At 70.1% G+C, this 18,230-nt stretch carries 18 protein-coding genes; 10 read left to right on the forward strand and 8 right to left on the reverse strand.

Features of this window, described 5'->3' with window-relative positions; translation table 11 throughout:
• Positions 1–76: 76 nt before the first annotated feature.
• Positions 77–808, reverse strand: a complete 732-nt coding sequence (lexA, locus tag ISG29_RS08280) for a transcriptional repressor LexA (RefSeq protein ID WP_194502953.1) — start codon at positions 806–808, stop codon at positions 77–79.
• A gap of 74 nt (positions 809–882) precedes the next feature.
• On the opposite strand from lexA, the gene ISG29_RS08285 reads away from it, so the two are divergent.
• Positions 883–1,740: an SDR family NAD(P)-dependent oxidoreductase gene (locus ISG29_RS08285; RefSeq protein ID WP_194502954.1), complete on the forward strand. Its 858-nt coding sequence runs from the start codon at positions 883–885 to the stop codon at positions 1,738–1,740.
• 588 nt (positions 1,741–2,328) lie between these two features.
• A complete protein-coding gene (locus tag ISG29_RS08290) occupies positions 2,329–2,661 on the forward strand; it encodes a LysM peptidoglycan-binding domain-containing protein (protein ID WP_194502955.1) in 333 nt (110 codons plus the stop codon).
• A 107-nt stretch (positions 2,662–2,768) separates the two neighbouring features.
• On the opposite strand, the gene ISG29_RS08295 is transcribed toward ISG29_RS08290, so the two are convergent.
• Entirely contained in the window at positions 2,769–3,119 is a 351-nt protein-coding gene (locus tag ISG29_RS08295) for a hypothetical protein (protein ID WP_194502956.1), read from the reverse strand.
• 385 nt (positions 3,120–3,504) lie between these two features.
• Here ISG29_RS08295 and nrdR point away from each other — a divergent pair, with 385 nt between their 5' ends.
• Positions 3,505–4,008, forward strand: coding sequence for a transcriptional regulator NrdR (gene nrdR / locus ISG29_RS08300; RefSeq protein ID WP_194502957.1), 504 nt, complete (start codon positions 3,505–3,507; stop codon positions 4,006–4,008).
• Between the two features lie 180 nt (positions 4,009–4,188).
• On the forward strand, positions 4,189–7,059 hold the full coding sequence (locus ISG29_RS08305; RefSeq protein WP_194502958.1) for a vitamin B12-dependent ribonucleotide reductase: 2,871 nt from the start codon (positions 4,189–4,191) through the stop codon (positions 7,057–7,059).
• A 271-nt stretch (positions 7,060–7,330) separates the two neighbouring features.
• Here ISG29_RS08305 and ISG29_RS08310 read toward each other — a convergent pair whose 3' ends face one another.
• Complete coding sequence (locus ISG29_RS08310) at positions 7,331–8,848, reverse strand: hypothetical protein (RefSeq protein ID WP_194502959.1); 1,518 nt, start codon at positions 8,846–8,848, stop codon at positions 7,331–7,333.
• Between the two features lie 375 nt (positions 8,849–9,223).
• Between ISG29_RS08310 and ISG29_RS08315 the strand changes: the two genes are divergently transcribed.
• From ISG29_RS08315 to ISG29_RS08325, 3 genes are all read left to right on the forward strand, one after another.
• A complete protein-coding gene (locus tag ISG29_RS08315; protein WP_194502960.1) occupies positions 9,224–9,811 on the forward strand; it encodes an excalibur calcium-binding domain-containing protein in 588 nt (195 codons plus the stop codon).
• Between the two features lie 234 nt (positions 9,812–10,045).
• Positions 10,046–10,420: a hypothetical protein gene (locus ISG29_RS08320; protein WP_194502961.1), complete on the forward strand. Its 375-nt coding sequence runs from the start codon at positions 10,046–10,048 to the stop codon at positions 10,418–10,420.
• Positions 10,421–10,737: 317 nt separating this feature from the next.
• Entirely contained in the window at positions 10,738–11,016 is a 279-nt protein-coding gene (locus ISG29_RS08325) for a Fe-S cluster assembly protein HesB (protein ID WP_194502962.1), read from the forward strand.
• Between the two features lie 14 nt (positions 11,017–11,030).
• On the opposite strand, the gene ISG29_RS08330 is transcribed toward ISG29_RS08325, so the two are convergent.
• The gene (locus ISG29_RS08330; RefSeq protein WP_194502963.1) at positions 11,031–11,435 is read right to left on the reverse strand and encodes a VOC family protein; all 405 of its coding nucleotides are present in this window, start codon (positions 11,433–11,435) and stop codon (positions 11,031–11,033) included.
• A 70-nt stretch (positions 11,436–11,505) separates the two neighbouring features.
• Entirely contained in the window at positions 11,506–11,772 is a 267-nt protein-coding gene (locus tag ISG29_RS08335; RefSeq protein WP_207792901.1) for a GlsB/YeaQ/YmgE family stress response membrane protein, read from the reverse strand.
• Positions 11,773–11,881: 109 nt separating this feature from the next.
• On the opposite strand from ISG29_RS08335, the gene ISG29_RS08340 reads away from it, so the two are divergent.
• Positions 11,882–13,129, forward strand: coding sequence for a methyltransferase domain-containing protein (locus ISG29_RS08340; protein WP_194502964.1), 1,248 nt, complete (start codon positions 11,882–11,884; stop codon positions 13,127–13,129).
• Positions 13,126–13,605, forward strand: coding sequence for a winged helix-turn-helix domain-containing protein (locus ISG29_RS08345; protein WP_194502965.1), 480 nt, complete (start codon positions 13,126–13,128; stop codon positions 13,603–13,605). The genes ISG29_RS08340 and ISG29_RS08345 overlap by 4 nt, the downstream gene beginning before the upstream one ends.
• An 82-nt stretch (positions 13,606–13,687) precedes the next feature.
• Here the strand turns inward: ISG29_RS08345 and ISG29_RS08350 are convergent, their stop codons facing one another.
• A complete protein-coding gene (locus ISG29_RS08350) occupies positions 13,688–14,968 on the reverse strand; it encodes a DUF1501 domain-containing protein (RefSeq protein WP_194502966.1) in 1,281 nt (426 codons plus the stop codon).
• 5 nt (positions 14,969–14,973) lie between these two features.
• Complete coding sequence (locus ISG29_RS08355; RefSeq protein WP_194502967.1) at positions 14,974–16,455, reverse strand: DUF1800 domain-containing protein; 1,482 nt, start codon at positions 16,453–16,455, stop codon at positions 14,974–14,976.
• A gap of 162 nt (positions 16,456–16,617) precedes the next feature.
• Between ISG29_RS08355 and ISG29_RS08360 the strand changes: the two genes are divergently transcribed.
• A complete protein-coding gene (locus ISG29_RS08360) occupies positions 16,618–17,043 on the forward strand; it encodes a DUF4234 domain-containing protein (protein WP_207792902.1) in 426 nt (141 codons plus the stop codon).
• On the opposite strand, the gene glgA is transcribed toward ISG29_RS08360, so the two are convergent.
• The gene (gene glgA, locus ISG29_RS08365) at positions 17,022–18,221 is read right to left on the reverse strand and encodes a glycogen synthase (protein WP_194502968.1); all 1,200 of its coding nucleotides are present in this window, start codon (positions 18,219–18,221) and stop codon (positions 17,022–17,024) included. The genes ISG29_RS08360 and glgA overlap by 22 nt on opposite strands.
• Between the last annotated feature and the right edge of the window lie 9 nt (positions 18,222–18,230).

Genomic DNA, 18,230 nt, shown 5'->3' on the forward strand with positions numbered 1-18,230 from the left:
GACACACCCCGGGGTCGGGTGACGCATTCGCCGGTGTGAGCACCGTCTGTTCACCCACGCGTCACCGCGGGCACCCTCACATGCGGCGCAGCACCGCCGTGACGACGCCCAGGATCGTGGCGTGGGTGCCGTCGATGGGCTCGTAGGCGTCGTTGTGCGGCAGCAGCCACACGCCGCTGCGCTTGCGCTGGAACGTCTTGACCGTGGCCTCGCCATCGATCATGGCCGCCACCACCTGACCGTTCTCGGCCGTCTGCGCCTGGCGGATCACCACGTAGTCGCCGTCGCAGATGGCGGCGTCGATCATCGAGTCGCCGCGCACCTCGAGCAGGAAGAGCTGGCCATCGCCGACCAGCTGGCGCGGCAGCGGGAAGACCTCCTCGACCTGCTCCTCGGCGAGGATGGGCGCGCCGGCCGCGATGCGTCCCAGCATCGGCACGTAGGACGCCTCGGGCCGCGTGTCGCCGCTGTCGGTCGCGTCAAGGCCGTCGTCGTCGGCGGAGGAGATCGCTCGGCGCCGATTGAGGAACTCGGGGGTGTAGACCTCGAGTGCCCGCGGTCGGTGCGGGTCGCGCTTGATGAAGCCCTTGTCCTCGAGCTGTCGCAGCTGGTGCGACACGCTCGAGGTGCTGGTCAGACCCACGGCCTCGCCGATCTCGCGCATGCTGGGTGGGTAGCCGCGACGCTCGAGCGAGCGCTTGATGGTCTCGAGCACCTTGATCTGGCGCGCCGTGAGGCCGCTGGCATCGGGCGGTCCGTCGGGCAACTCGGCGACGGTGGTGCCTGAGGTGGGGTCCGTGGGGCTCATGTGCACAAGGTAGAGCGTTCGAACGCGTGTGCCAAACACCTGTTCGAAGTGGCGTGTCGCGGCAGACTGCCACCATGAGTGCCTCCTCCAGCAGTCCTGGTCACAGTCCGGGTCGCAGTTATGGGCGCAGTTCTAGTCGGAGCGTCGTCGTCACCGGCGCCGCGCGTGGCATCGGGCGGGGCATCGCCGCGCTGCTCGTGCGGCAGGGGTGGTCGGTGGTGCTGACCGACGTCGACGGCGCTGCGGTCGCCCGGACGGCGGACGAGGTTGGCGGGGTCGCGGGCCTGGCCCACGACGTCCGAGACCCCAGGGCGCACGAGCACGCGGCCGAGGTGGCGGGTTCGCACGCGCCGTTGCGCGCCTGGGTCAACAACGCGGGCGTCGGCGACGACGGCCGCCTCGCGGAGCTCACCGAGGAGCAGGTGCGGCACCTGGTCGAGGTCAACGTGCTGGGCGTGCTGTGGGGCATGCGCACCGCCCAGGCCGGATTCGAGCGCACGAGCGGCGAGCCGCGAGGCGACATCGTCAATGTCGCCTCGCTCTCGGGGCTCGGACCGGTGCCCGGGTACAGCGTCTATGCCGCCACCAAGGCCGCCGTCGTGTCGCTGAGCATGTCGGTGGACGCCGAGACCCCGCGTGGGTTGCGCGTGCACGCCCTGTGTCCCGACGGCGTGCAGACCCCCATGCTCGCCGCCACGGACCCGCACGGTCTCGGAGCCGCGCTCGTCCACTCCGGAGGGCGGATCCTCGGCGTGGAGGAGGTGGCGGAGCGGGCGGTCGACCTCATCGGTTCGGGGCGGGTGGTGCGCACGCTGCCCGCCTGGCGGGGAGCGTTGCTCCGCGGCACGGCCCTGGCTCCCGGCCTCGCGGCCCGGGGGACGGCTGCCTTCGCTGCGCAGGGGAGGCGGGCGATGAAGCGTTCCGGGGGTTGAGCCAGGGGAGCGCCAGCGACGTGCGTGTCCGCCGGTGGTTGAGCCGTGAGGAGCGCCAGCGACGAGCGCGTCGAAACCCAGCAACTGTGAAGGCAACGCCAGCTTTCGTCTCACCGGGTTTCGACACGGGACTCGGCTAGCGCCTCGCCCGGCTCAACCACCGTCATGGCCCCGGTGGTTGAGCCGTGAGGAGCGCCAGCGACGGGCCTGGCCGGTGGTTGAGCCGTGAGGAGCGTCAGCGACGAGCGCGTCGAAACCCAGCAACTGTGAAGGCAACGCCAGCTTTCGTCTCACCGGGTTTCGACACGGGACGCGGCTAGCGCCTCGCCCGGCTCAACCACCGTCATGGCCCCGGTGGTTGAGCCGTGAGGAGCGCCAGCGACGAGCGCGTCGAAACCGTCGAACAAAAGATCGAACGACCCCTTGCGCTGGTTCGAACGCGTGATCTAATCTCGTACACGTGTTCGATCGAACGTCTGGTCGAACCATCGCTCCCTTCGTCGGGTTGTCGGTGGTCGCCACTAGACATCGGTGCACCAGATCGGGCTCGCCCGACCGCCACCTTCCCCGGCTTCGCAGGAGGTCACCATGAGCAGCACGTCCCTCGCCCCCGCCTTCCGTCCGGCTTCGCCCGCGCTGCGACTGACCCGCCGCGGTCGTCTGGTCGTGTTCGTCGGGTCGCTGCTCCTGGCCTTGGCTGCGGCGCTCGTGTTCGCGCAGGTCTCGGCGGCGATCTCCGACCCCTCCGAGTCCACCGACGTGGTGGTGGTCCGCTCCGACGACACGCTGTGGAGCATCGCCTCGGCGCACGCCGACGGTGACGATGTGCGCGACGCCGTCGCGCAGATCCAGCAGCTCAACGATCTCGACGGCGGCCTCGTGCGTGCCGGTCAGCACCTGCTGGTGCCGGCCCACGGGTGATCCCGCCCGTCGTCACAGACTCGCCGGTCGCCTCGACCCCGGCCGGCGAACCTAGGGGAAGAAGAGGGGCGGGCCATCGGGCCCGCCCCTCTCGCTCCTCTCGCCTCTCAGCGCCTCGCCCTCTTGCCGCCCGCCGGACGGGAAGAGGGCGCTGTCGCCTCCTGGCGTGCGGCTCTCACTGCGCGGGCGGCGGCCAGGCCACGCAGGCCGAGCATCAACCCGATGAAGAGGCACGCCGCCGCCCCGATGGCGGCGAGCGCGAGGAAGCCCCAGGCGCCGCTGCGTCCGTCCCGGGCCTGCGTGCCGAAGTCGATGGCGGCCAGCACCAGGTATCCCCAGGCGACGATCAGTGCGGTCGCTCCCAGGCTGAGTCCCAGCAGGCGCGACACCTGGCTGCCGCCGGTGTCCGGGCGCGCGCCGGCATGCCTCGAGCCCTTGCGCGCGCCCCCACGTGCCATGGCGGCATTCTCGCCGGTCGCGCCCGCGGGCAACGGTGCGACCCGCCGAGGATCCGCAGTCGGCGACACGCCCGGGGCGAAGCGTGGCGGGGCGGCACCAGGCGGCCACGCGACGGCTCTGACCTGCGGCTTTGCGCGTGACGTGAGGTGGGTCACGGATTTTCTCGCCGTTCGCTTGCGTGCCTGGGGGCCGCGGGCGTACGGTTCCACTACATCTAGTAGTTACACCGATGTAGTTATCCACATCTAGTTCACAGAGCCAGGGTGGATGACTCACAGAGGGGCCGGTGTTCCTCCACAGGAGGAGCCTCGGAATCCACAGTCAGTCACCCGTCGTCCATACCCATCGCGGTGATGGCGCGAGCATGCCCGAGAGGAGGGCCCGATGCACTGCCCGTACTGCCGCAACACCGACACCCGGGTCCTCGACTCGCGCGTCGCCGACGACGGCGCGGCGATCCGGCGGCGCCGTTCCTGCCACGCGTGCGAGCGACGCTTCACCACGGTCGAGCAGATGCAGCTCACCGTGCTCAAGCGATCGGGCGTCGTGGAGTCCTTCGACCGCGAGAAGGCGGTGTCCGGAGTTCGCAAGGCCTGCAAGGGCCGCGGCGTCACCGAGCACCAGCTCGCCACCCTCGGTCAGACCGTCGAGAACAGCCTGCGTGCCTCCGGCGCGGCCGAGTTCGAGAGTCACGACGTGGGGCTCGCGATCCTCGCCCCGCTGCGCGAGCTCGACGAGGTGGCCTACCTCCGGTTCGCGAGCGTCTACCGGGCGTTCGAGTCCGCAGACGACTTCGAGCGCGAGATCGAGATGCTGCGCACCGAGCGCCACCTCGACCGGCTCGACCCTGCCGCGGAGGCCGCGGCGGACCCTCAGCCCACCGGCTGAGACACAGACCGCCCGGCAGGTAGTGGGGAAGCTGCCTGCCGGGCGTACCACCCCCAGCTCCCCAGCCCCACCACCGACTGTCGGTGGTCAGCGCTTGACTGATGAGAGTGCTCGACCACCGAGTGTCCTCACCACCACCCCCACCACCAGGTCCCTCGCGGACCAGAGGAGTTGCGAGTCATGACGGAGATCGCGAACGGCGTCGGAGCAGCACGGGCAGGAGCCGGCCTGAGCATCGAGCGGGTGTTCAGCACTGCCGGCGTCCACCCCTACGACGAGCTGACCTGGGAGCGTCGTGACGTCGTCCAGACCAACTGGAAGACCGGCGCGACGGTGTTCGAGCAGAAGGGTGTCGAGTTCCCGTCCACCTGGTCGGTCAACGCCTCGACGATCGTCACCACCAAGTACTTCCGCGGTGCGGTGGGCACCGATGTGCGGGAGTGGAGCCTCAAGCAGCTCATCGATCGGGTGGTCAAGACCTACACCAAGGCCGGGCTCGAGCACGGCTACTTCGCGACCCCGGCCGACGCCGAGATCTTCGAGCACGAGCTCACCTGGCTGCTGGTCAACCAGTACTTCTCCTTCAACAGCCCCGTCTGGTTCAACGTGGGCACGCAGAGCCCGCAGCAGGTCTCGGCCTGCTTCATCCTCTCGGTCGACGACTCGATGGACTCGATCCTGAACTGGTACAAGGAGGAAGGCTTCATCTTCAAGGGCGGCTCCGGTGCCGGCCTGAACCTCTCCCGCATCCGCTCCTCCAAGGAGCTGCTCTCCTCCGGCGGCACCGCCTCAGGCCCGGTCTCCTTCATGCGCGGCGCCGACGCCTCCGCCGGCACCATCAAGTCCGGTGGCGCCACCCGGCGCGCGGCCAAGATGGTCGTGCTCGACGTCGACCACCCCGACATCGTCGAGTTCGTCGAGACCAAGGCACGCGAGGAGGACAAGATCCGCGTGCTGCGCGACGCCGGGTTCGACATGGACCTCGGCGGCGACGACATCACCTCGGTGCAGTACCAGAACGCCAACAACTCCGTGCGCGTCTCCGACGAGTTCATGCGCGCCGTCGAGGACGGCACCGACTTCGGCCTGCGCGGCCGCAAGACCGGCGAGGTCATCGAGACCGTCGACGCCCGCGAGCTGTGGGGCAAGATCGCCAAGGCCGCCTGGGAGTGTGCCGACCCGGGCCTGCAGTACGACGACACCATCAACGACTGGCACACCAATCCCGAGACGGGTCGCATCACCGCGTCCAACCCGTGCTCGGAGTACATGAGCCTCGACAACTCCTCCTGCAACCTGGCGTCGCTGAACCTGCTGAAGTTCCTGGGCGACGACGACACCTTCGACGCCGCTCTGTTCGCGAAGGCCGTCGAGGTCGTCATCACCGCGATGGACATCTCCATCTGCTTCGCCGACTTCCCGACCCCCTCGATCGGGCAGACCACGGTCGACTACCGTCAGCTCGGCATCGGCTACGCCAACCTCGGCGCCCTGCTCATGGCGATGGGCCTGGGCTACGACTCCGACGGCGGCCGCTCGATGGCCGCAGCCATCACCTCGCTCATGACCGGCGTCTCCTACCGGCGCTCGGCCGAGCTGGCGGCCGTGGTCGGCCCCTACAACGGCTACGCCCGCAACGCGGTGGCGCACCAGCGGGTCATGCGCAAGCACCAGGCGGCCAACGACTCGGTGCGCACGCTGCACGTCAACGACAGCGCCACGCTGAAGCTGGCCACGGCGGAGTGGGCCAAGGTCGTCGAGACCGGTGTCGAGAACGGCTTCCGCAACGCCCAGGCCTCCGTGCTCGCGCCCACCGGCACCATCGGCTTCATGATGGACTGCGACACCACGGGCATCGAGCCGGACTTCTCGCTGGTCAAGTTCAAGAAGCTGGTCGGCGGTGGCTCGATGCAGATCGTCAACCAGACGATCCCGCGGGCGCTGGGCAAGCTCGGCTACCAGCCCGAGCAGGTCGAGGCGATCGTCGACTACATCGCCGAGAACGGCCACGTGGTCGACGCCCCCGGGTTGCGCAGCGAGCACTACGAGGTCTTCGACACCGCGATGGGCAAGCGGGCGCTCAAGCCGATGGGCCACGTGCGCATGATGGCGGCCTGCCAGCCGTTCCTCTCCGGCGCGATCTCGAAGACGGTGAACCTGCCGGAGTCGGCGACCGTCGAGGAGATCGCCGACATCTACTTCCAGTCCTGGAAGCTCGGCCTCAAGGCGACCGCCGTCTACCGCGACAACTGCAAGGTGGGCCAGCCGCTCGCCGACGCGAAGGCCGCGACGACCAAGGACGCCTCCACCCCTGCGGTCACCGAGGTCGAGACCAAGGTCGTCGAGAAGGTCGTCTACGCCCCGACCCGCAAGCGGCTGCCGAAGTCGCGGGTCTCGCGCACGACCTCGTTCACCGTGGGCGGTGCCGAGGGCTACATGACCTCCGGAGCCCACGAGGACGGCTCGCTCGGCGAGATCTTCCTCAAGCTCGGCAAGCAGGGCTCGACCCTGGCCGGCGTGATGGATGCGTTCTCGATCTCGATCTCGATCGGCCTCCAGTACGGCGTGCCGCTGGAGACGTTCGTCTCGAAGTACACCAACCAGCGCTTCGAGCCGGCCGGCCTCACCGACGACGCCGACATCCGGATGGCCCAGTCGGTCATGGACTACGTGTTCCGTCGCCTGGCGCTGGACTACCTGCCGTTCGAGACCCGCGAGGCCCTGGGCATCTTCTCGGCCGACGAGCGTCAGCGCTACCTCGAGACTGGCTCGTACGAGCCTCTCGTCGAGACCGGCAACGAGGCCTCGGACCTGATCGAGGTCGAGCCGGCCGCCAAGGGTGCGCCCGTGATCGAGGTCGTCGAGGTCACCCCGCCCACGAGCGAGTCCGCCGAGGCGCCGGCCGGGGTGCACACCTCCGCCGAGCTGCTGGAGAAGATCACCGGCACCGCCGTCGACTCCCCGCTCTGCTTCACCTGCGGCACCAAGATGCGCCCCGCCGGCTCGTGCTTCGTGTGCGAGGGCTGCGGGTCGACCTCCGGCTGCAGCTGAAAGCGAGCCATCTTCGCAACAGATGCACCAGGCCCGCTGCGCTCCGGTTCACGCCGGAGGGCAGCGGGCCTCACTCGCTACTCAGTCTGTGATCCCTGCGCAAAGCCCGCCAGATCTACGAGGGCTGGGGCATGTGCTCGGCTCGAAGGGCCTCGAGCGCTCGCGCGTGGTGCTGCGCGGTCCACGCGCTGACGGCCGAGTGCCCCCACCTCAGCGGTCGGGTCGGCCGGCTGGCCGAAGCCTGTGGCGGTCACGTCGTCGGCAGCCAGTATCACGTGGTGTTTCGGGCCTGGGAATAGGCCTCCAGGCCGTCGCGGGTCGCCACCACGTCGACGCCGTCGATGGTGCTGCCCCACCGGTCAGCCATGGCCGCGCCCACGCGGTGCGAGGAGCCATCGGGCCGCCCCTCGGGTCCGCACGGCACGACCAGCGTCCCGCCGTTGCGGTAGTAGATGGGGGCGTCGTCGTAGTAGATCGGCTCCCGGTAGCGCGCGCGAGCATCATCGAGGCAGTGCAGCGTGGCGTCCTGGCCGGCCAGACGGTGACGTCCGCTCTTGAGGTCGACCTGCTCGCGACCACGCCGGGTGCTCACGACGGCCGTGGTGCGGTCGAGGAAGGGCACCTGGTCGCCTTGGAGCAGTTGGTCGGTCGGGCTCAACGGCAGGCGCCACGTGGTCTTGCCCGTCGTCGGATCGAAGCCCTCCAGCACCACGGACCGCAGGGAGTACGCGGAGTCGGCCTCCGTGCTGCGGTACTCGTAGCCGCCGTTTGCCCGGCATCGCACCCAGGGTACGGAGGAATCCGGATCTCCACGCCGGGCCTGCGGGCCCCTCTCGCCCTCGTCGGCAACGGCCCAGCCGTGCCAGTCCAGGCAGGGAACCACCCCGCCCACGCTCCAGAGGGTTCGGCCCGTGTGCGCGTCGAACGCCGTCATGCGGGCCTTACGCAGATCCGGCGTGCGCTTGGTGGCGATGCCGGCGCTGGTCGTGATCTCGGACGGCGGGCCGAGCGCTGCGATGTAGGTGCCGCCGCTGCGTGTGAACCAGCGCTGCGTCTCCCACTGGGCTCCGGGGAAGACGTCGGTGATCGGACGCGACCACACGACCTGGCGGTCGGAGTCGACCCGTTGCAGCAGATCCCGGCTCCCGTCGTCGTCGAGCACGAGGCCGAGGCCGAACTGCTCCTTGCCCTCGTCGGCGTACTGGTGTGTGACATCGAGGTGGCCCGCAGCGTCGAGGCGGTAGGTGCGGATCGAGTCGGTCTGCTCGTCGAGCGCGAGCACGCAGACGTTGCGCCCGTCGGGGCAGGTCTCTGGGTCGGTGCGGAAGAGCCGGTCGTAGGCGATGCGCACCGGCTCACCCGTGCGTGGCCGCACCACCATCAGGTCGGCGTGCAGGTTGCCGGAGTCGCGCGGGGTGAAGTATGCGACGTAGGTCGACTCCTCGCCCTGGCGCCGCTTCAGCGTCACGGTGACGGGGGTCAGGTGGTCGCCGTCGATGGTGAAGGACGGCGACACCTCGTCGCGCCACAGTCGCCTGCCGGTATGCGGGTCGAAGGCCACCACCCGGAAGCGCTCGCCGGGCGCCGACTCGTAGACGACACCGACGCCGCCGGCGCCGATCGGCTGGCCGAAGACCGGCGCCTGCGTGCGCCACGCGAAGGTCTTGGGCGAGGGGCCGCGGGAGGCCGTCGCCGTCGGGGCCCGTTCGGGTGGTGCCTCACCGGAGCAGGCAGCAAGACACCCGAGCGCCACGGCGAGGGTGGTGATCAGAGCGGGGATCCGAGACATGGCCTCGACGCTAGGACGAACCCGCCTCACCGTGTCGCGAGTTATCCACAGGCCGCCCGGCTGTCCATCATGATCAGGACATCTCTCGCTGTCGAGGCTCGCGGAGGCCACCCGTCGCGGGCCACCCGCCCGACAAGGTCTTCTGGTCACACACCGCAGACGGGCCTCGGGTAGAAGCGGTCATCCCGCACCCGTGAGCGCCAACCCGAACGGACGTGCATCGAGACACCGCCAGTCGTTGTGAGATCAGGTGACCCGCACCGTCATCCGAGCGGGGCCGTGCTGCGTCCGGATGCAGATCTCGTGAACCCGCCACGCGAGCGCGCTACGACCTTTACGTTGCTCCCAATCGTCGATTCGGATTGGTGAGCACTCATGTCGTACGGACAACGCCCCTCTCGCTGGCGCATCAACCTCCTGACCATCGTCGCGGTCCCGTTGGCCCTCGTCGGCGGCTGCGCCGCAGGGGGAGTCGTGGGTGCGGGGCTGGCCGTCGAGGGCCAGCAGCAGACCTCCGCTTCGCCGGCCGTGGACACCGCCGCGCCCACCCAGGACGAGATCGACGCGGAGGTCGCCCGGCTTGCCGACGAGCAGAGTTCGGCCATCGTCGACGATCAGGTCGACGCGGCTGTGGCATCGGTGAGCCGTGACTTCAAGCAGCGCCTGAGAACCCAGCGCGATAAGGCACGCGCCGGGCTCGCCGATCTGAAGAAGTCGCTGACCTCGCAGCACCAGGCCGACCTGAAGAAGGCAGTGGCTGCCGCCCGTGCCGACGAGCGCGCCCGCGCCGAGGCCGCTGCCCCAGCCCCGGCGTCGGCGTCGGCGGCGCCGAGCACCGATCCGCGCTTCTCCTACTGCTACGAGGCCAACGACGCCGGCTACGGTCCCTACCGCCGCGGCGTCGATCCTGAGTACGACTGGTACGACGACCGGGACGGCGACGGGATCGTCTGCGAGACGTGAGCCGACACGGTGCCGGAGACTGCAGGGTGTCGACATGCCTGAACCCACGCCTGAACCCACGCCCGACCCCACGCCCGACCCCACGCCCGATCTGATCGAGCTCGGTCCCTCTGGTCGGGCGCGGGTCTGGGCGCGGGTGGCGCTCTCGCTGGCAGGCGTGGCCGGAGCCGCGCTGGCCGTGATGGCGGTGCTGGGCGACGGCGCCCCTTCTCGGTCGCCTTCCTGGCTGTCCAGGTGGTCGTGTTCTCGACGCCGCAGTTGCTGGTCGGTCTCCGCACCACGGTGCGAATCGATCCTCAGGGCATCACGGTGCGGGGAGGGCGCTCGGAGCACCGGGGCCGGTGGGTCTGGTCGGAGGTGACCGAGGTCTGCATGATGACCGAAGGCCCCCGATGGGTGGTGGGGATCCGCCCGCGGGGCTCGGTCTGGGACACCCCGGGGCCGACCGCACCCGTCGAGGCACGGGTCAGCGCAGGCGACCGGAGTGACTTCACCCGAGCCCGAGACGCGGTCGCGCAGTGGAGTGTGGGTCATCCCGTCTTCCTGAGCGACACCTACGAGGGGCTGGGCTCCGCGCCGCCGGGAAGCAACCTGCGCGGCCCCAGCTGAGTGCGTCGTGGACGGCCACGCGCCCGTGAGCTGCCCTGCCCAACGACTTCCTCGTAGCTCGCAACCCCGACGGCGAGTCGACACTGCCGTTCTTGATCCGGGTGCCGTATGGGGAGCGGGGCATCGTGCTGAAGGCAACGGGCAGCTGGCCGCGCACGGCGAAGGTGTCCTGCCACCGCGTCGAGGAGTGGCCCTCGCCCCCGGTGACGAGGAGGCGGCCGCTGCCCACCGCGGCCCCGGCGGGTGACCCGGTTTGATTCTCGGGCCAGGACTTGTCACGGTGGACGATTCCTGCCGGCAACAACGAAGGAGCGAGCATGCTCACCCTCACCGAGAACGCCAGCACGATCGTCAAGGCCATCGCGGAGCAGTCCGAGGAGGACGTCACCGGCCTGCGCATCAGCAGCGACGACACCGAAGCGGGCTTCGCCATCTCGACCGCAGCGCAGGCGCACCCCGGTGACCAGACCGTCACCAGCGACGGCGCGACGGTCTTCCTCGACGAGTCCGCGGCCGTGCAACTCGACACCCAGGTGCTCGACGGCGGTGTCGACGAACAGGGCCAGGTGCAGTTCGCCCTGGCGCCGCAAGGCTGAGAGCGCCGGGGATCTCAGGCGGGGTCGGAGATGTTGACCAACCAGGTCACACCGAAGGCGTCTTCGACCTCGCCGAACACGTCACCCCACGGCTGACGGTCCAGTGGCACGTTCACCGTGCCGCCCGCGGCCAGGGCGTCGAACCACCCGCGCAATACGGCGTCCTCGTCACCGGAGAGGGCGACGTGGCCGGTTGCGGGCTTCGGCGAGTCGTGCACGGTCTCGACGTGGTCGGAGGCCATCAGCGTCACGGGGCCGCCGAGGAAGGCGTGCATGACGGCAGGGGCGGCTTCGCCCTCCATGCCCATGTCGCCGTAGGTCATGACTTGGAGCTCGCCCCCGAAGATGCCCTGGTAGGCGGTCATCGCCTCGCGCGCGCGGCCGGCGAAGTGCAAGTAGGGGTTGGACAATGTGGACATGCGGACTCCTCGTGGTCGGGGTGTGAACCGTATCGACCACAAGGAGCCCGCGAACTCATCGCAAGCCAGATCAGGCGCGAGCGCGGCTCTTGCCCATGAAGCCCTCGACCACGCCGATGAGCAGCACGGCGGCGATGATCGCCACGATGGCGCCGAGGATGTTCAACTCCGTGAACTTGCCGGTGCCGAGCGCCGTGGCGACCACCCCGCCGATGAGCGAGCCGAGAATGCCCAGAACCAGGGTTCCGAGCAGCCCGAGGTTCTGACGTCCCGGCTTGATGAGGCGCGCGACGGCGCCGACGACGAGTCCGAAGACGAGGAAGCCGATGATGGCCATGATGGGGTTCCCTCCCAGGGTTGTGGACCGAGTGCCCTTCCAGACGGTAGACACCGAGCCTGCGCACCAGCACACCCGTGAGGGCGGCGCCCCGTAGGCTGAGCCCGCCATGAGATGCAGCTACTTCGACGCCGCCGAGTGCCGCTCCTGCACCTGGATGGGTCAGAAGTACGGACACCAGCTCTCCGCCAAGCTCCAGCGCGCTCGGGTCGCCCTGGGGCAGCGCGGTCAGATCGCGTGGTCCGCCCCTGCCACCAGCGCCCCCGAGGGGTATCGCAACAAGGCCAAGCTCGTGGTCGGCGGAAGCGCCACCGAGCCGACCTTGGGCATCCTCGACCGGGAGGGCCAGGGTATCGACCTGAGGCACTGCGGCATCCACGAGGCGGCGCTGCACGACGCGATCCCCGTGCTCGCCGAGCACATCAAGCGAGCGCGGCTCGAGCCCTACGACGTGCCGTCGCGCGCCGGTGAGCTCAAGCACGTCCTCGTGACCGTGTCGCCGGACGGCGAGCTCATGGTGCGCTGGGTGCTCCGCTCGCAGGAGGCGGTGAGCCGGTTGCGCAAGAACCTGCGCTGGTTGCGTGACCGGCTGCCCATCGCGGTCGCCTCGATCAATCTCCAGCCCGAGCACAAGGCGGTGCTGGAGGGGCCCGAGGAGATCGTGCTCACCTCGCGCAGGACGCTGCCCATGCGCGTGGGTGAGGGCGACGACGCCCTGGTGCTCCAGTTGCGGCCGCAGTCGTTCTTCCAGACCAACTCGGGCGTCGCCGCCGAGCTCTACACCCAGGCGGCCACCTGGGTCGACGAGCTCGCCCCAGCCCGGGTCTGGGATCTGTACAGCGGCGCCGGTGGCTTCGCCTTGCACCTCGCCGAGTTCGCCGATCCTGACGATCCCGAGGAACTGGACGAGCCGGACGAGCCGGACGAGCCGGACGAGCCGGACGAGGACGGCTTCGAGCCGCGACAGATCGTCGGCGTCGAAGTGAGCGAGGAGGCCGTGCGCGGCGCTCGCGAGGCGGCGGAGTCCCAACACCTGGTGGGGGTGCGGTTCGAGGCGGCCGATGCGACCACGTGGGCCGCCGCGGCCGGGTCGGCGGGGGAGCCGTTGCCCGATCTCGTCGTCGTCAACCCGCCGCGACGCGGCATCGGCCCCGACCTCGCCGAGTGGCTGGAGCGGTCCAGCGTGCCGGCGGTGCTGTACTCCAGCTGCGACATCGAGTCGTTGGCGCGTGACGTGGCGGCGATGCCGTCGCTGGTGCCGCGCCGGGCGCGGGTGCTCGACATGTTCCCGCAGACCGAGCACTTCGAGACCCTCGTGCTGCTCGAGCGCGCCACGGGGGTACGTTCGCGGGTGTGAGTGAGGAGCCCGGCGACCAATACTGCGATCTCTGCGACCTCCCGCGTGCCACGTGCGTGCACGGCATGGCGACGCCACCCCCGGCGCCGGCTGCCCGCACAGCGCGGACCACGCCGGCCAAGGCGACCCCCGTGCGGCGGCGCACCGCCGCTCCCTCGTCGGGCTCGGCCTCGACCGTGCGCAGGCCGGCCCGGCGGCGCACCGCCCAGGCCGACTTCAAGCCCTGGATCGTCACCGTGCTCCAGGAGGCGGGTGGGGAGCAGGCCTCCGACGACGTGCTCGCCACGCTCGAGGAGCGGCTCGCCGACCACCTGCTGCCCGGTGACCGCGAGACCGGGCCGACCGGCGAGGTGCGCTGGCGGACCGCCGCGCGGTTCGCCCGCAAGGAACTGGCCGACGACGGCCTCCTGCTCGCGCCGCAGCCCGGCGTGTGGGCGCTGACGCCGCGCGGACTGGCCGAGCCCGGGCTCGGCTGACGGCTCGGCGACCAGGGTCGGGTCAGACCTGCCGAGACATCTCTGAGGGCTGACGTGGACGGGCCCGGAGGTGACGACGGCGTCAGGTCGTGCGCATGGCCCCGACGCGCGCCGAAGGGCCTCCCGGGAACACCTTCGCCGCGGAGGCGCCGGTGCGTCGCTCCACGACCTCGGCCAGCACCGAGCGGTAGTCGGTGGTGACGGTGAGATCGGCGTCGAGCGTGTTCGAGAGGCCGGGCCAGTTGCCGAAGTAGCCGCCCTTGACGCCGGCGCCGAAGAGGAACATCACGTTGCCCCAACCGTGGTCCAGGCCGGCGTTGGAGTTCTCCACGACACGGCGACCGAACTCGGAGAGGGTCACGAGCGTGACCTGGTCGGCGAGCGGCCCGAGGTCGTTGAAGAAGGCCGCGACGGACTTCGCGAAGTCGTCGGCGTTGTCGATCATCCGGCCCCACTGGAGCGTGCCCAGACTGCTGTGCATGTCCCAGTCGCCCTGGTCGACGGTGACCACCGAGACGCCCACGTTGCCTCGCAGGGTGCGCGCGATCGACGACAGCGCCTTGCCGAGGTCGGAGTTCGGGTAGCTGGCAGAGGTGTCGGCGCTCTTGCGCACCGCCGTGAGCTGACCCACCGCCGCCATCGAGGACTGCACCGACTCCTTCAGCGGCGACCGGGTGCGCCGCCACATGGCGGCCATCGACTTCATCCGCGGGTCGTTGGGGTCGGTCTGGCTGTCGGCCCCCGCGATCACTGCCTTGTCGAGGGAGGCGAAACCCATGGTCGGCTGGGGGCCGAACATCGACGTCGGTGCCTCCGCACCCAGCGCCAGGCCCTGGAGAGGTGATTCGCCGGGCAACTCGCCGATCAACCGGTTCAGCCAGCCCACGCGCTCGGAGGACCCGGGGTCGGCGTCCTCGACGACTTCCATGGCGGCGAAGTGCGACCGGTTCGGCACCTGCATCCCGGTGGCGTGCACGGCGGCCATCGTCCCGGCACTCCACATCGGCACGAGCGGCGCGAGCGCTGGGTGCAGGCCGAAGAAGGCGTCCTTGGCCAGCAGCTTCTCCGAGGGGATGGCGATCGTCGGACGCGCCTTGTAGTAGATGGGGTCGCCGTGGGGCACCACCAGGGAGAGCCCGTCGGCGGCGCCTCGCATCGAGAGCACGACCAGGACGCCGTTGCCGCCAACGCCGTCGGCGGCAGCCGACGACGCTCCGGCGACGGTGACCACCGCGGAGCCGACGGCGTAGCTCAGGCCGGCAGCTCCGACGCCCTGGAGGAAGCCGCGCCGAGAGACGCCGGTGGCGCGCGCGAACTCCGCGCAGCAGTCGGGAGTGGCAGGGGAGGGGATGGGCGAGGTCATGGCACCTACCGTGAGTAGAACGTCGGGTGGTCGAGGAGGGTGGCCAGCACGTACGGCAGCCGGGAGCCGACGGCACGGTGGCCGGTGGTGATCTTCTCGTCCGGCGGCACCTGGGCGGCCTTGGAGCACGCCTTGAGCACGGACTGGGTCGACGGCTTGCCGTGGACCAGGCGAGCCATGTGGTCGACCAGCTGGCCGAAGGTGATGGGGCCCTCGACGGCGTCGCTCGGCTCGGGTGCCCAGCTTGCCCGAGGCTTGTAGGTGACACCCGAGGTCGGCCACCAGCCGCCCGCGAGGTTCCAGTGCGACTGCATCGACGCCATGGCGCGGCGTGGTGAGGCCCAGGCGCCGTTGGTGAGGGGCTGGCCGTCGGGGGTGGGCCACGCCATCGGCATCAGGCCGATCGCCCCCACCTGCCAGATCATGTCGTTGGCGGCGTCGGCGTCGGTCGACGGCGCCGCCATCGTCGCGCCGATCGCACGCCAGGCGGCGACGAGATCCTCGGCCGGGTCGCGCAGCTTGTTGTCGCGCGAACGGTTGAACTCGCGCGAGCGCAGCAGCCGGAGGATGACGGGCACGATGTCGGTGTCGTTGGCCAGGTAGGTCTGAGCCAGCGTGTTGACGAGCTCGTCGGAGGGGTCGTCGCCGACGAACTTGTAGCAGAGCTTGAGGGCGATCCGCTGGGCGGTCTCGGGGCGATGGGCCAGGTAGTGGATCATGTCGAGCGCGACCTGCTGGCCGTCGGCGTTGCTGTTCGGGTCGGAGAAGTCGCCGACCTGCACCGCGCCGGTCCAGTGGTCATCGGGCGAGTACTTGAACGCCCACGTGTTCCACATGTCGATCTTGTAGCCGGTGAGGATCCGCGAGGCGTTCTTGACGTCGTCCTCGGTGTAGTGGCCGACCCCGACCGTGTGCAGCTCGAGCAGTTCGCGGCCGAGGTTCTCGTTGGGGTGGGCCTTGGTCGAGACGCCGGCGTCGAGGTAGAGCAGCATCGCCGGGTGGAGGGCAGCCTCCTTGAGCATCTCGTCGAAGCGTCCGAGCGCGTGCTTGCGGATCACGTCGCCATACGACACACGCCAGAACGACTGGGGGTCGCTGTTGCAGGCCACGTGGAGGTGGCCCTCCCAGAACTCGGTCATGATCTCGAGCAGCTGGTTCTCCGAGAGCATGCGTCGGATCATGAGCCGGCGGGAGTAGTCCCACATGACCTCCCACGAGCCGCGCATGCCCGACGTCTGGTTCTTCCAGACCTGTTGGGCGTCGTCGTGCTGGCTCGGCCACCAGTCGGACTTCGCGAGGTCGCCCGCGACGTCGGAGTAGGCGTGGGCGATCTGCTGCCGAGCCCACGGCAGTCCGCCACCTGCCTGCTTGACCGAGGCCACGACCGGCTGGGTGATGCCGTAGGTGAATCGGCTCGCGATCTGCCGATGCCGCCCGTTGAGCTTCGGTGTGGCCGGGTAGCGCTGCGGCTTGTACTTACCTGGCACGACGGACTACCTCGGGGGGTGTGGCGGCTGCTGACACTTGAAAGATTCGGCATCTCCTCGCCCGGCTGAAGGAGGACGACCGGATTTGTTTCGGGTCGGTCGATGCGGGTAAGTGGGTGCCCGCGCGACCTACCCTGTTGTCCCCGAACTCGAGGAGCCCCCGTGTCCGACTACTCCAAGCCCCCCGTCGCCTCGGCCTCTGCCGGCGCGATGGTGCCCGTCGGACCGACCGGGAAGATCCGCGGTACCGGCGTCTCCATCCTCCTGGCCGTCGTGACGTTCGGCATCTACCAATACGTCTACTTCTTCCAGGTGCACGAGGAGATGAAGGTGCACACCGGTCAGGGCATCGGGGGCGGGCTGGCCCTCCTGCTCACGTTCCTGGTGGGTATCTGCATGCCGTACCTGACCGCCCACGAGATCGGTGAGATGTACAAGCGCCGGGGCGAGCAGCCCCCGGTCAGCGCGATCACCGGACTCTGGTACTTCCCCGGCATCTTCATCCTCGTCGGCCCCCTCGTGTGGTTCGTGAAGACCAACGGCGCGCTCAACCGCTACTGGGAGTCTCAGGGCGTCACGCGCTCGTAGAGCTCCACCGTCCGCTCGGCGATCGCGCTCCACGAGAACGACTCGATCGCACGAGCGCGGCCGGCTCGACCCAGGGCGGCCGCCCGGTCGGGGTCGGCGAGGGCGGCGTCGAGCGCCTCGGCGAAGTCGGCCACGTAGCGTTCGGGGTCCAGCGGCGTGCCCGTGCCGTCGTCCGCCTGCTCGATCGGCACCAGCAGCCCGGTGGCGTCGGGCCCGTCGGTGACGACGACCTCGGGGATGCCTCCCGTGGCGGTGGCGACCACGGCCGTCTCGCACGCCATGGCCTCGAGGTTCACGATGCCGAGCGGCTCGTAGACCGACGGGCAGGCGAAGACGGTGGCCTGGGTCAGCAGCGCCACGACGTCGGCGCGCGGGAGCATCTCGGGGATCCAGACGACGCCGTCGCGCTCGCGTCGCAGCCCTGCGACGAGGCTCTCGACCTCGGCCAGGATCTGCGGCGTATCGGGTGCGCCTGCGCACAGCACGATCTGCACGTCGGGCGGCAGCGAGGCACACGCGCGCAGGAAGAGCGGCAGCCCCTTCTGGCGGGTGATCCGGCCGACGAACACCACCGAGGGCCGGTCGGGGTCGACGCCGAGACGGCGGCACGCGTCGGGGTCGGCGCGGGGTGACCAGACCTCGGTGTCGATGCCGTTGTGCACGGTGTGCACGCGGTCGGGATCGATGGCCGGGTAGCAGCGCAGTACATCGTCGCGCATGGCGGCCGAGACGGCGATGACGGCCGCGGCGGCCTCGTAGGCCGTCTGCTCGCACCACGACGACACGCGGTAGCCGCCGCCCAACTGCTCGGCCTTCCAGGGCCGCAACGGCTCCAGGGAGTGGGCGGTGACCACGTGCGGGACGCCGTGCAGCAGCGAGGCGAGGTGGCCACCCATGGCGGCGTACCAGGTGTGGCTGTGCACGAGGTCGGCCCCCGCGCACGCCTCGGCGAGGGTCAGGTCGACGCCGAGCGTGCGAAGCGCGCCGTTCGCGCCGGCGAGATCGGGGAGGTCGGCGTGTGAGGTGGTGAGCTGCTCCGTGCGCGGGGCGCCGAACGCGTGCACGTGGGTGGTGAGGTCGTCGCGGGCGCGCAGTGCCCGCACGAGCTCGGCGACGTGCACGCCGGCTCCGCCGTAGATCTCGGGTGGGTACTCCTTGCTGAGGACGTCGACGCGCACGCCGCTCAC

Origin of the sequence: Nocardioides acrostichi (assembly GCF_015319165.1) — a bacterium.
Taxonomy (GTDB): Bacteria; Actinomycetota; Actinomycetes; order Propionibacteriales; family Nocardioidaceae; genus Nocardioides; species Nocardioides acrostichi.

What these genes read in the sequence shown, in the direction of transcription:
- lexA (WP_194502953.1), bottom strand. Translation starts at nt 808, where the DNA reads ATGAGCCCCACGGACCCCACCTCAGGCACCACCGTCGCCGAGTTGCCC.
- ISG29_RS08285 (WP_194502954.1), top strand. Translation starts at nt 883, where the DNA reads ATGAGTGCCTCCTCCAGCAGTCCTGGTCACAGTCCGGGTCGCAGTTAT.
- ISG29_RS08290 (WP_194502955.1), top strand. Translation starts at nt 2,329, where the DNA reads ATGAGCAGCACGTCCCTCGCCCCCGCCTTCCGTCCGGCTTCGCCCGCG.
- ISG29_RS08295 (WP_194502956.1), bottom strand. Translation starts at nt 3,119, where the DNA reads ATGGCACGTGGGGGCGCGCGCAAGGGCTCGAGGCATGCCGGCGCGCGC.
- nrdR (WP_194502957.1), top strand. Translation starts at nt 3,505, where the DNA reads ATGCACTGCCCGTACTGCCGCAACACCGACACCCGGGTCCTCGACTCG.
- ISG29_RS08305 (WP_194502958.1), top strand. Translation starts at nt 4,189, where the DNA reads ATGACGGAGATCGCGAACGGCGTCGGAGCAGCACGGGCAGGAGCCGGC.
- ISG29_RS08310 (WP_194502959.1), bottom strand. Translation starts at nt 8,848, where the DNA reads ATGTCTCGGATCCCCGCTCTGATCACCACCCTCGCCGTGGCGCTCGGG.
- ISG29_RS08315 (WP_194502960.1), top strand. Translation starts at nt 9,224, where the DNA reads ATGTCGTACGGACAACGCCCCTCTCGCTGGCGCATCAACCTCCTGACC.
- ISG29_RS08325 (WP_194502962.1), top strand. Translation starts at nt 10,738, where the DNA reads ATGCTCACCCTCACCGAGAACGCCAGCACGATCGTCAAGGCCATCGCG.
- ISG29_RS08330 (WP_194502963.1), bottom strand. Translation starts at nt 11,435, where the DNA reads ATGTCCACATTGTCCAACCCCTACTTGCACTTCGCCGGCCGCGCGCGC.
- ISG29_RS08335 (WP_207792901.1), bottom strand. Translation starts at nt 11,772, where the DNA reads ATGGCCATCATCGGCTTCCTCGTCTTCGGACTCGTCGTCGGCGCCGTC.
- ISG29_RS08340 (WP_194502964.1), top strand. Translation starts at nt 11,882, where the DNA reads ATGAGATGCAGCTACTTCGACGCCGCCGAGTGCCGCTCCTGCACCTGG.
- ISG29_RS08350 (WP_194502966.1), bottom strand. Translation starts at nt 14,968, where the DNA reads ATGACCTCGCCCATCCCCTCCCCTGCCACTCCCGACTGCTGCGCGGAG.